The sequence below is a fragment of the Aquirufa sp. TARAVU-A1A genome (assembly GCF_054558675.1).
Genome location: NZ_JBPXKP010000005.1, coordinates 33624 through 45457 on the forward strand (window position 1 = coordinate 33624; position 11834 = coordinate 45457).

Below are 11834 nucleotides of genomic sequence, written 5' to 3' on the forward strand. Positions count from 1 at the left end.
CGGCTTCTCAATTTTAATTTGTAATATTGCGCTCCCATTTGCCACCCATCATTTATGACATACTGTTTAGGAATCACCGTTAAAGAAGGTCTTATTGCGATTGCGGACACCCGTATTACGGCGGGAAATGAAATGTATTCCAACAAGAAAATATCGATACACGAAATTAATAAGCATAGTTTATTCATCATGACGGCGGGTTTGCGTTCTGTGCGCGACAAAGCAGTCACCTATTTCAATCAGAAAATTGAGGAAGAAGAATCGAGCTATGATTATATGTTTCAGGCAGCGACGGCTTTTGGCCAAATGCTTAAAAAGGTCGCTCAAGAAGACCGAGAAGCTTTAGAAAAAGAAGGCTACAATTTCAACCTTCACGCTATTGTGGGCGGGCAAATGCCTAAAGACAACGAACATAAATTGTTTCTTATTTTCCCCGAAGGCAATTGGATTGAAATCAATGATGGCTTGAAGTACCAAATCATAGGCAATTCCAATTATGGAAAGCCCCTGTTAAATCGTAACCTCAGTTTTGAGACTCCCTTAAAAGATGCACTTAAAATGGGCTTCTTATCCTTTGATGCGACTCAAGTGAGTACGAATGATGTTGATTACCCAATAGATGTCGTGGTTTACGAAAAGAATAGTTTCAAAGCCAAAGAAATTCGATTACATAAAGAGGACATGCAAAAGATTTCCGACGAATGGAATTTGGCCTTGCGTAATTCCCTCGAGACCATCGACGAACATTGGATGAAGAGCTTGCTTACTTTACCGAGCCGATGATCGCTAAAATACACCATAGCCTTCAATATCAATACAGCGAACCCGTCACTTTGGATCCGCATGTCTTGTATTTACATCCCAGAAAAAGCTCATTATTAAGCGTTCAGTCGTTTGACTTACAAATCGATCCGCAACCGGTACAGATTTCAAAGAATTTGGACCCGGAAGGGAACATACAAAATATCTTATTTTTCAAGGCGCCGACAAATTTCCTGCATATACAAATGCAGGCCCTAGTGGAAACAACTGAATTTAATCCCTTCGATTTCGTTTATTTCCCTTTCGAAAGCAAACGACTCCCAATGCGATATTCGGATTCCTATTTAAAAACGCTAAGTCCCTATTTAGGATTGGAAGGAGTTACATCCGTTGTTGAACAAACAGCACGCCAACTCGCCTCGCAGGTGCAATATGAAACATCTGCATTTTTAATGCTGATAAACGAATTCATCTACAAAAATTTCGCCTACGAAATTCGTGAAGAAGGCGCCCCCAATACACCTGAATTCACGCTATTAAATCGGAAAGGATCTTGTCGGGATTATGCGGTACTTTTCTCTGCACTCTGCAGAACGATGGGACTTGCTACGCGATTTGTTTCCGGTTATTACACAGGGGCGGCGCCTGTTGATGTGCCCAATCAAACTCATCACTTACATGCTTGGGTAGAAGTATATTTGCCGGGTGGCGGCTGGCGAGGTTATGACCCAACCCAACATGAGGTCGTATCGGGAAATCACATTCCTTTGGCTGCATCTTGCTTACCCGAAGAGATCACACCGGTGTTTGGCACCTATCGTGGCGCGGCCATTTCAACGTTGACAACAGAAGTATTTATTGAGCGAATCTAGCCAACTAATAATTGGGCCAATAGATAATCAGCAATCAGAATTGCAATACAAGCATTCGTCACAGCAGCGGTACTAGCCTTCCCTACTTCATAGGCTCCACCTTTGGTATAAAAGCCCTGAAAGGCCGCAATGGAAGCAACTAAAAAACCAAATACAACCGATTTGATTAAAGCAAACAATACGTAATTAGGTTTAAAGTCGAACTGCAAACCGTAGATATAAGATTGTTGGGTTACAGAACCTGTCAACCATCCTGCCAAATAGCCACCGTAAATTCCTAAAAAACAAGCCATGGTCACAAGCATCGGAAAAGTAACCATCGCCGCAATCATTTTGGGAAGCACTAAATAAGATGGTGAATTGATCCCCATTACTTCTAAAGCATCAATTTGTTCCGTAATGCGCATGGTTCCTAATTGGCCTGCAATATTTGACCCAATTTTACCCGCTAAAACGACACAGGTAATCGTAGGACCTAATTCCAAAATCGTCGAATCACGAACAATTAAGCTAATGATATACTTAGGAACGAAAGGATTCTCCATGTTCGCCGCCGTTTGAACACATGTCACAGCTCCTAAGAAAGAAGACACAATCGTTACAATCAACATCGAATTGATCCCGATATCCTTGCATTCTTGCATCGTTAAAGCCCAATACACCCGAAATTTCTCAGGATTTGTAAAAAGCTTACTCAGGAAGATTAAATATTTACCTAATTTTGACATGCGTTTGAATTTAAGAACGCGCTAAGTCTCAAAGATAATGAACAAATCCGTAGTTATAAGTGGAGGAAGCCAAGGAATTGGTAAAGCACTCGTAAAAAAGTTTTTAGCTGAACAATTTACCGTGTACACTTGCTCCCGAAACCATGCAAAATTAGACGCCTTGAAAGCAGAATTAGGGACGGATCGTTTACATACCTTTGCGGCAGATTTGAGTCAAAAAAATCAAGTAATTGATTTTGCCAATTGGATTTTAAAGCAAACTAATCAAATTGATGTGCTTGTCAACAATACTGGCGTTTTCATGCCGGGCCAGATCCAAAACGAGGCGGAAGACATTCTTGAGAAAACCATCGAGACGAATTTATACAGCGCCTATCATATGACACGCGCTCTTTTGCCTACGATTCAAGCGAAACAAGCTGGACATATTTTCAGCATTTGTTCGACAGCTTCCATTACGGCTTATACGCTCGGAGGATCATACTGCATCAGTAAATTCGCCTTATTAGGCTTTACCAAAGTATTGCGCGAGGAATTAAAAAACCAAGGCATTAAAGTAACAGCGATACTTCCAGGGGCAACATTGACCCCTTCTTGGGATGGCGTCGAACTACCTGCATCGCGTTTCATTCCGGCAGATGATGTGGCACAGACAATTTGGTCGGCATATCAAATGAGCCCATCCACGGTTTTGGAAGAAATCTTAATTCGCCCACAATTAGGAGATATTGATTTATGAGAAATTGGGAATCCTATACCTTAGCTGATTTACCGGTCGTTGCCAAAGAAATGTTGGCCTCCCTGCAGGAAGCCCCGCGGGTTTGGCTATTTCGTGGCCAAATGGGTGCAGGAAAAACGACGCTTTCCAAGGAATTACTCAAGCAATTAGGTATCGATCAAAACGTACAAAGCCCGACTTTTTCTTTGGTCAACGAATACCAAACGAACTCTGGTGAGACGGTATACCACTTTGATTTATACCGACTAAAAAACATCCAAGAAGCCTTGGCCATTGGAATAGAGGAATATTTAGATTCTGGACATATTTGTTTGATTGAATGGCCAGAACAAGCAGAAGAACTTTGGGATTTTCCGCATGTCTATGTGGAAATTGAGGCAATCAATGAAACCCAACGAAAATTAACCCTATCTTGGTAAGATGCGTATGACAAATCCTTTTCACGAGTTATTATCCCAACAGGGCATCATGCCCATGGAGGCGATGAGTTGGACCAAACAAAATGCCAAAAGCATTCAAATCGCGCTTCCCAAAGAAACATCAACCTATGAAAATCGGATTGGCTTAACACCCCAAGCCGTTCAATTGCTGGTTGCCAATGGTCATGAAGTGATCCTTGAAAAAGGTGCAGGAGAACGAGCCGGATTTTCAGATGCCGACTATCTTTTAGCTGGAGCAATTGTCACTGAAGATTTACAACAAGTTTGGCAGGGAGGATTAATCTTGAAAATCAATGCACCTACATTGGAAGAAGTGGGACGCATGATGCCGGGACAATCTTTTGTTTCATGCGCATCAAAAAATCAATTATCGGGTGAATTACTTGACGAAATCAATCGGAAACAATTGATCGCTATCGGGCTGGAATATGCAGAAGATAATGCAGGAGGCTATCCTTTTGTTAAAATCATGGCTGAAATTGCTGGCCAGCTTGTGCTTCCGATTGCGAGTGGCATTCTGAGCAATCACAAAGGACCTGGCTTGTTGATGGGCAATGTCACGGGCGTTCCTCCTTGTAAATTGGTTTTACTAGGATCGGGACATGTGGTGGAGCAAGTGGCACGAGCAGCTTGGCATGCTGGGATACAGATGCAAGTATTCGACAAAGACATTTACAAATTACAACGCTTAAAACACACTTTGGGATTCCCACTCGTTACCCAGGTTATTGATTCCGAAAATTTACCTCACGCTTTACAAGATGCAACGGTCATCGTGGGAGCTTTGCGTTCGGATTCGGGCGTAACACCTTGTGTGGTGACGGAAGAAATGGTGAGCAAACTAAAACCAGGAACGTTGATTATCGATGTTTGCATTGATCAAGGAGGCTGTTTCGAGACATCCGAAATCACAAGTTTAGGCAAACCCGTGTTTAAAAAATTTGGCGTGAGCCATTATTGCGTACCCAATATCCCATCACTGGTTTCTCATACCGCCAGTATTGCCATCAGTAATCTATTGACCTCCTTTGTATTGAAAGCAGGCAAAACGGGTGGTGTGGAAGAAATGCTTTGGCAAGGGAAATCCTTCATGAAAGGAACTTTCTGTTACAAAGGTCACGTTACCTTAGCAAGCATCGCAAAACTGTATAAAAAACCCTTAAAGGACATTCAACTCTTATTATTAGCACGATGATTGAAGATTACACCGCCCTATCCAATGCCCCTAATTCCCCGGATTTGAATGGAAAATATTTAGGACTTATTTCCAGTGACTTCGTATTGGTAGCTGACACATTGAAAGAGGCAGCCTACCAAATCAAAAAACGGGGCTTTTCTGAATTTCCAATCTTTGTTTGTTCACAGCGACCTATTGAAATTGGCCAAATGCTAATCGGCGTAGGAGAATTGAACGGCAACAAGTGGAATTACCATGCCTCCATGATGGAAGAATTTGTGCAACGCAAATTAATCGCAGAGGAAAATATGGAATTGTTTGTGCAGAATTTCAAGGATATCGAAGAATACGCCTGTTTATTTGTGGTGGATGGGCAATTCACCAACTTCGTCTTTATTCCTTTCCCGGACGAGATTTAGTTCGCAGAGCGTCGGTTCAAAGGATGAAAATCATGCACCATTTGACTTAAATAGGCCCGATCTAAATGGGTATAAATTTCCGTAGTCAAAATGGATTCATGCCCAAGCATCTCTTGAACAACCCGTAAATCTGCCCCACCTTCGATGAGATGTGTGGCAAAGGAATGTCGGAAGGTATGCGGACTAATCGTTTTCTCGATACCTGCCTTTGCGGCTAGTTCCTTGCAGATGATAAAGACCATCACCCGACTGAGCGCCGCCCCTCTCCGATTCAAAAAGACGATATTTTGAGCTTCTTTCTTCACATCCATGTGAGCTCTAACCTCCTCTTGATACAGTTTCAAATAATAAAACGCATCCCGACCAGCCGGAACTAAACGCTCTTTATCACCTTTTCCGCGCACCTTGATTAAACCCAAATCCGCATAGATATCGCTAATTTTCAAGTTGACTAATTCGGAAACACGCAAACCCGCACCATACAGAAATTCCAACATCGCCCGATTGCGAATGCCTTGCGAATTTGACATATCATTCGATTCCAATATGAGCTCAATTTCATCAAAAGAAAGCGTATCTGGAAGATGTCGACCCTTTTGAGGGGATTTGATGTGAACACTTGGATCCCGAAAATCAGGATTCTCGAGGCATAAATATTGAAAAAAACTTCGAAGACCAGATAAACAGCGCGCTTGGCTGCTCGCCTCAATCCCAAGATCATGTAGCACCTTGAAAAAATCAAGAATGTGATTTTCCTCAATCTCCAACGGACTCAAATCATGATGTGGAGAATCAGCCATAAAAGTTGCAAATTTCAACACATCACGCACGTAACCGTCCAAAGAATGTGCAGAAAGGCCCCGCTCAATCTTCAAATAATTACCAAATGCTTGGATTTCCGTCGACCACATGAATGCAATATTGCTAGATTCCTGTAAATTTAGGCTAAATTTGAAATATAGCACAGGCATTGAACCATGGTACATAAAAAGATATTAATCCTGAATGGTCCCAATTTGAATTTACTTGGCACGCGAGAGCCTGAAATTTATGGACATCAGACCTTTGAACAGTTTCTTGAAATTTTGACAGAAAAATTCAAAGACAGTTTGGACATCGCATATTTTCAATCCAACGAAGAAGGAGCCCTGATTAATAAACTTCATGAAGTTGGCTTCATTTACGATGGCATTATCTTTAACGCAGGAGGCTATACGCACACTTCCATTGCCTTAGGGGATGCGGTTGCTGCAATCAAAACACCTGTTATCGAAGTTCACATTTCGAATGTACATGCACGGGAGGCATTCCGTGGACACAGTTATTTGAGTCCAAATTGCAAAGGAATCATCGTGGGCTTCGGCTTACGCGGCTATGAATTAGCATTAAATTCTTTCCAATAGTCTATGCTTTCATTTTACCCCGGTCCTTCTAAGGTTCATCCGGAGGCCTTGGAATTCATCCAAGAAGCCTTTGACCAGGGTATTGTCAGCATTAACCACCGAAGTGCGCGGTTTGAAGCATTACTAAAAGACACCTTGGAGGTATTGCATGCGAAATGGAATATTCCCTCCGACTATACCATCTATTTTGTTTCTTCCGCCACAGAAGCCTGGGAAATTGTAGCCCAATCCTTGATTGAAAAGCAATCCCTGCATCTTTACAATGGCGCTTTTGGAAAAAAATGGGCGCATTATACCCAACAAATTTACCCACAGGCACAAGCGATTGCCTTAGATGCTCAAGCTAGTTTATCTTCTGTCGAACTTCCATCATTAGCCGAAATCGATACAATTTGCCTAGTCCAAAGTGAAACTTCCAATGGTACAGGCCAAACAATTTCACGCTCACTTTATGGCGAATGCCTAATTGCCATTGATGCGACCTCCTCCATGGGGGGCATCGAATTGCCTTGGAAAGAAGCCGATGTATGGTTGGCCTCGGTACAAAAATGCATAGGTATTCCAGCCGGCTTAGGGATCATGATTTGTTCACCCAAAGCTTTAGCTCATGCAGAGAAATTGGGACGCAAGTCGCATTATAATGACATCTTATTAATGGAGGAAAATCGTAAGCGGTTTCAGACCCATTATACACCTAATGTATTGAGCATATACGTGCTTAACCGATTAACACATCTACTACCTAATTTAAGCGTAATCGATGCGCAAACGAGGAAAAAGATGGAAATCTGGGAAGAGTTTTGGCATACCCATACGGCTTGGGGACTTCAATGCTTAATCGAAAATCCCGAATTACGCCTTCCGACAGTTTTAGCTTTACAAGGAGATCCAGAACAAATTCAATTAATCCAACAAACTTGCTTAGCAGCAGGCATTGAATTAGGTAAAGGATACGGCGATTGGCAAGCGAATACGGTGCGGATTGCCAACTTCCCTAGCCATACCGAAAACGACATTCAAACACTCATTCAAGTACTAACACATGAACTTTAATTTCAAAGAAATCTTATCATCATCCCTGATTTTATTCTCGGTCATTGATATTTTAGGCTCAATTCCCATCATCATCGATTTGCGAAAAAAGAATGGCAATATCCATGCAGAACAAGCCACGATGGTATCAGGATTAATCATGATTGGTTTTTTCTTTGCGGGGAAACTAATCTTGCGCTTTTTTGGCGTGGATACGAACTCATTTGCCATGGCAGGAGCGCTGATTATCTTTTTGATTGGTTTAGAAATGACGCTCGGGCGTAACATTTTCAAATCGGAAGAAGTGCAAGAAGGATCCGCGCATAGCATTGTGCCTTTGGCCTTTCCGATTATCGCTGGCGCAGGTACGATGACCACCTTAATTTCCTTGAAATCACAATTTGAGGAGGAGAATATCATGATCAGTATTTTGATTAACCTCATCTTCATTTACATCGTTTTACGCTCCAGCGTCTGGATTGAAAACAGACTCGGAAATGCTGGAACGCAGGTTTTACGCAAAGTTTTTGGGGTAATCTTGATTGCCATCGCGATTAAAATCTTCAAAACGCGTTTAGGATAATGGCCAAAAAACAGAAATACTATGTAATCTGGGAGGGGCATAAAAAAGGGATTTTCGACTCTTGGTCGGAAACTGAGAAGCATATCAAAGGCTTTCCCAATGCTCAATATAAATCTTTCGAAACAAGACAAGAAGCGGAAGCGGCATCAAAGAAAAACTATTGGGCGAGTATCAATCCCAAAGCGACAAAAACATTGAAGCCTTCGGGAGCTGCAGGCAATTACATCGTTCCGAGCATATCAGTCGACGCGGCATGCGCCGGCAATCCCGGCATCTTAGAATACCAAGGTGTCAACACAGCAACCAAAGAAGTTCTTTTTAAACGAGGCCCCTTTCCAGTAGGGACGGTCAATTTAGGTGAATTTCTTGCGATTGTTCACGGGCTCTCCTACCTCAAAAAATTGGATTGTCCTTTTCCGCTGTACTCTGATTCCCGAACGGCCATTGCCTGGGTTCGAAACAAAGCGATTAAAACGAATTTGGAACGCAATGCGAAAACGGAGGATCTGTTTATTTTGGTCGATCGAGCGATTGAATGGTTGAAGACCAACAGCTATACTACCAAAATCTTGAAGTGGGAAACAGAAGATTGGGGTGAAAATCCGGCAGATTATGGCCGAAAATAGATCTATTTTTCAGTTCAAACAATTTGCTCTCGCACACGGAAAGCCAGGCTTGAAAATAACAACAGAAGCCTGTTTGTTCGGAGCGTGGTCGGCACAATTTCCCCAACAAAACATACTCGACATCGGAACGGGCTGCGGACTACTCATAGGCATGTTGGCCCAAGCTCACCCCCAAGCACAATTTACCGGCATTGAAATCCAGGCAGATGTAGCCAAATTGGCCAATGAAAATATGCTTTCATTATCGAAAAGTAATATCCAAATTCAATCAAAAGGACTTGCTGAATATGATGGCCAACATGATTTCATCATCTGCAATCCACCATTTTTCATCAATCACTTGAAAAACTCGGATGCATCTAAGAATCAAGCGATGCACAGTGATACGCTTAGTCCGGAGGAATTGGCCAAAGGCATTCAGCGCACCTTAAGTCCCGAAGGAAAATTCACCGTGCTCTACCCACCAGTAGGCATGAAGCAATTCGAAGAGGCGGCAAATAAACGTGGACTTTACCTGAATCAAATCTGTGAGGTCAAACATCAAGCCACGCACGAAACATTACGTTTGATGGCTCAAGGTTCGTTTCATGAGGGACAATTAGCAAAGGAGATACTTTGCATAAAGAATAACGATGATACCTATTCACCGGCATTCATTAACTTATTAAGACCCTACTATCTGATTTTCGACTAATTTATCCATTGAAATTTGTATTTTTGTTTGTTTGATGCCCACCTATGTTGCAAATATCCATTGTAGTACCCTTGTATAACGAAGCTGAATCCCTTCCCGAATTATGTTCGTGGATTGATCAGGTCATGCAGAAAAATCAATTCTCCTATGAAATGATTTATATTAATGACGGAAGCAAGGATAATTCTTGGCAAGTTTTACAAGAGTTGGCGAAACAATATCCAACCGTTAAAGGCATTTCATTTGCGCGTAATTACGGCAAATCAGCTGCTTTGCATGAAGGGTTCCAAAAAGCCAGCGGGCAAGTTGTCATTACCATGGATGCGGATTTACAGGATTCTCCTGATGAAATTCCAGGATTGTATCACATGATTACCGAGGAAGGATTTGACCTCGTTTCGGGCTGGAAACAAAAGCGTTTCGATCCGATTTCCAAGACTATCCCAACAAAACTATATAATGCCGCGACGCGCGCTTTGTCGGGCGTTTCCCTACATGATTTCAATTGTGGCTTAAAGGCATACAAATTAGAGGTTGTCAAAACCATCAAATTATACGGCGAAATGCACCGCTACATTCCGGTGCAGGCTAAATGGAATGGTTTTACGAAAATTGGCGAAAAGGTAGTTCAGCACCAAGCGCGTAAATATGGGGTTACCAAATTTGGTTTGGAACGCTTTCTATATGGTTTCTTGGATTTATTATCCATCACTTTTGTGCAGACTTTTGGCAAAAGACCCATGCACCTTTTCGGTAGTTTAGGGATTTTATCCTTCTTTTCTGGCTCACTGATTACTTTGTGGTTAATTGGGGTAAAACTTTATAACATCGCGAATAATCTTAAGTTCAGAAACGTCACAGAAAACCCATTATTCTTTTTGGCATTAGTTGCCATCATTTTGGGTGTTCAATTATTCGTCGCAGGTTTCCTAGGAGAACTACTTATCACGAATTCCGATAAAACTACACAATACCAAATCAAGGAAGAAATTGCCTAATGTTACAAGATAATGACCTTAGTTGGCTTTCTCGCTCCGAACTACTCATCGGCGCAGAAGGAATCCAAAAATTACAAAACGCACACGTATTAATTGTTGGCCTCGGTGGCGTAGGCTCATTCGCCGCAGAATTTATTGCCCGTTCAGGCGTTGGAACTATGACCATCGTAGATGGTGACGTTGTGGATCCAACCAATCGAAACCGGCAATTACCCGCATTGGCTACAAACCATGGCGTATCGAAAGCCCAAATTATGGCGGAACGCTTGATGGCAATCAATCCAGCCTTGAAACTGACGAGTATTGAAAGCTTTTTGAGTCCAGAGGCTGCCAAAGAATTATTGGAACAAACCCGCTTTGATTATGTGATGGACTGTATTGATTCGGTCACGCCAAAGATAACCTTGCTAAAAACGGCTTATGATTTAGGCTATCGCATTGCGAGTTCGATGGGTGCCGGAGGAAAATTAGACCCAACCAAGATTCGTACGGCGGATTTGATGGACACGCGGGAATGTTATTTGGCATCCTTGGTGCGCAAACGCATTCGTAAAATGAATGTAGGCAAAGGAATCAAAGCGGTTTTTTCGCTGGAGAAAGTGAAGGATGAGTCTTTGATATTAACGGATGGTTCCAACTTCAAAAAATCAGCCTACGGGACTATTTCCTATTTACCTGCCGCTTTTGGTGGAGCAGTTGCGTCTATTGTGATTCGCGATTTATTGGATGAACCGATTCCCATGGAAAAACGTCTAAAAGCCTATAAGAAATGATCAAAATTGGCGTCATCAATGTGTCGGACCGTGCCAGCGCAGGTATCTACGAAGATATTCCCGGCAAGGCAGTCGTAGAATTATTGCATGAATATTTGACCTCACCTTTCGAGGTGGTGTATGCCGTAATCCCCGACGAGCAAGCTTTGTTGGAGGCCAAAATGACCGAAATGAGTGAAGAAGTTTGTCTTTTAGTAACCACGGGCGGCACCGGACCTGCATTGCGCGATGTAACACCCGAAGCAACCGAAGCGGTATGCCAAAAGATGATGCCTGGTTTCGGTGAGTTAATGCGATCTGTAAGTTTGCAATATGTTCCTACGGCGATCTTAAGCCGACAAACCGCAGGTATTCGCAATCAAACCTTGATCTTAAATTTACCTGGAAAACCAAAGGCCATTCGCCAATGCTTAGAGGCTGTTTTTCCTGCTATCCCCTATTGCATTGATTTAATCGGAGGACCATTCTTGGAATGCAATGAGGCGAATATGAAGGCATTTAGGCCGAAGGGGAGTTAAGTTTGTAGAGACGCGATACTTCGCGTCTATTAGACGTTAGACATTGGACGTTAGTCGTTGGCATATTTTG

Annotated in this window: 16 protein-coding genes; 14 read left to right on the forward strand and 2 right to left on the reverse strand. The window is 42.4% G+C overall.

Annotated features, from left to right (window positions below):
- The first annotated feature begins 54 nt into the window (after positions 1–54).
- On the forward strand, positions 55–783 hold the full coding sequence (locus tag V7S75_RS08085; RefSeq protein ID WP_459512946.1) for a peptidase: 729 nt from the start codon (positions 55–57) through the stop codon (positions 781–783).
- Entirely contained in the window at positions 780–1634 is an 855-nt protein-coding gene (locus V7S75_RS08090; protein ID WP_459512947.1) for a transglutaminase family protein, read from the forward strand. Before V7S75_RS08085 ends, V7S75_RS08090 begins: the two co-directional genes overlap by 4 nt.
- Here V7S75_RS08090 and V7S75_RS08095 read toward each other — a convergent pair.
- Positions 1631–2362, reverse strand: coding sequence for an MlaE family ABC transporter permease (locus tag V7S75_RS08095; protein ID WP_459512949.1), 732 nt, complete (start codon positions 2360–2362; stop codon positions 1631–1633). The genes V7S75_RS08090 and V7S75_RS08095 overlap by 4 nt on opposite strands.
- Before the next feature lie 37 nt (positions 2363–2399).
- Between V7S75_RS08095 and V7S75_RS08100 the strand changes: the two genes are divergently transcribed.
- Genes V7S75_RS08100 through V7S75_RS08115 form a run of 4 tightly spaced genes read left to right on the forward strand, consistent with a single transcriptional unit; the run spans position 2400 to position 5137 of the window.
- The gene (locus tag V7S75_RS08100) at positions 2400–3101 is read left to right on the forward strand and encodes an SDR family oxidoreductase (protein WP_459512951.1); all 702 of its coding nucleotides are present in this window, start codon (positions 2400–2402) and stop codon (positions 3099–3101) included.
- Positions 3098–3520 carry a tRNA (adenosine(37)-N6)-threonylcarbamoyltransferase complex ATPase subunit type 1 TsaE gene (gene tsaE / locus V7S75_RS08105; RefSeq protein WP_459512953.1) on the forward strand — a complete coding sequence of 141 codons (423 nt, stop codon included), beginning with the start codon at positions 3098–3100 and terminating at the stop codon, positions 3518–3520. Before V7S75_RS08100 ends, tsaE begins: the two co-directional genes overlap by 4 nt.
- Position 3521: 1 nt before the next feature.
- Positions 3522–4736 (forward strand): alanine dehydrogenase, encoded by a 1215-nt coding sequence (locus V7S75_RS08110; RefSeq protein ID WP_459512955.1) that lies wholly within the window; start codon positions 3522–3524, stop codon positions 4734–4736.
- Positions 4733–5137, forward strand: a complete 405-nt coding sequence (locus tag V7S75_RS08115; RefSeq protein ID WP_459512956.1) for a hypothetical protein — start codon at positions 4733–4735, stop codon at positions 5135–5137. The genes V7S75_RS08110 and V7S75_RS08115 overlap by 4 nt, the downstream gene beginning before the upstream one ends.
- Here the strand turns inward: V7S75_RS08115 and xerD are convergent.
- The gene (gene xerD / locus V7S75_RS08120) at positions 5134–6048 is read right to left on the reverse strand and encodes a site-specific tyrosine recombinase XerD (protein ID WP_459513244.1); all 915 of its coding nucleotides are present in this window, start codon (positions 6046–6048) and stop codon (positions 5134–5136) included. The two genes, V7S75_RS08115 and xerD, sit on opposite strands and share 4 nt — an antisense overlap.
- 66 nt (positions 6049–6114) lie before the next feature.
- On the opposite strand from xerD, the gene aroQ reads away from it, so the two are divergent.
- From aroQ to mog, 8 genes are read left to right on the forward strand one after another with little or no spacing between them, the layout of a single operon-like run.
- Positions 6115–6540 (forward strand): type II 3-dehydroquinate dehydratase, encoded by a 426-nt coding sequence (gene aroQ, locus V7S75_RS08125; RefSeq protein WP_459512958.1) that lies wholly within the window; start codon positions 6115–6117, stop codon positions 6538–6540.
- Positions 6541–6543: 3 nt separating this feature from the next.
- A complete protein-coding gene (locus tag V7S75_RS08130; RefSeq protein WP_459512960.1) occupies positions 6544–7593 on the forward strand; it encodes an aminotransferase class V-fold PLP-dependent enzyme in 1050 nt (349 codons plus the stop codon).
- Positions 7583–8155, forward strand: a complete 573-nt coding sequence (locus tag V7S75_RS08135; protein ID WP_459512962.1) for a MarC family protein — start codon at positions 7583–7585, stop codon at positions 8153–8155. Before V7S75_RS08130 ends, V7S75_RS08135 begins: the two co-directional genes overlap by 11 nt.
- Positions 8155–8781 carry a ribonuclease H1 domain-containing protein gene (locus V7S75_RS08140; RefSeq protein ID WP_459512963.1) on the forward strand — a complete coding sequence of 209 codons (627 nt, stop codon included), beginning with the start codon at positions 8155–8157 and terminating at the stop codon, positions 8779–8781. The genes V7S75_RS08135 and V7S75_RS08140 overlap by 1 nt, the downstream gene beginning before the upstream one ends.
- Positions 8768–9475: a tRNA1(Val) (adenine(37)-N6)-methyltransferase gene (locus V7S75_RS08145; protein ID WP_459512965.1), complete on the forward strand. Its 708-nt coding sequence runs from the start codon at positions 8768–8770 to the stop codon at positions 9473–9475. The genes V7S75_RS08140 and V7S75_RS08145 overlap by 14 nt, the downstream gene beginning before the upstream one ends.
- Positions 9476–9519: 44 nt before the next feature.
- A complete protein-coding gene (locus V7S75_RS08150) occupies positions 9520–10473 on the forward strand; it encodes a glycosyltransferase family 2 protein (RefSeq protein ID WP_459512966.1) in 954 nt (317 codons plus the stop codon).
- Positions 10473–11246, forward strand: coding sequence for a tRNA threonylcarbamoyladenosine dehydratase (locus tag V7S75_RS08155; protein WP_459512967.1), 774 nt, complete (start codon positions 10473–10475; stop codon positions 11244–11246). Before V7S75_RS08150 ends, V7S75_RS08155 begins: the two co-directional genes overlap by 1 nt.
- A complete protein-coding gene (mog, locus tag V7S75_RS08160; RefSeq protein WP_459512969.1) occupies positions 11243–11764 on the forward strand; it encodes a molybdopterin adenylyltransferase in 522 nt (173 codons plus the stop codon). The genes V7S75_RS08155 and mog overlap by 4 nt, the downstream gene beginning before the upstream one ends.
- The last annotated feature ends 70 nt before the right edge of the window (positions 11765–11834 follow it).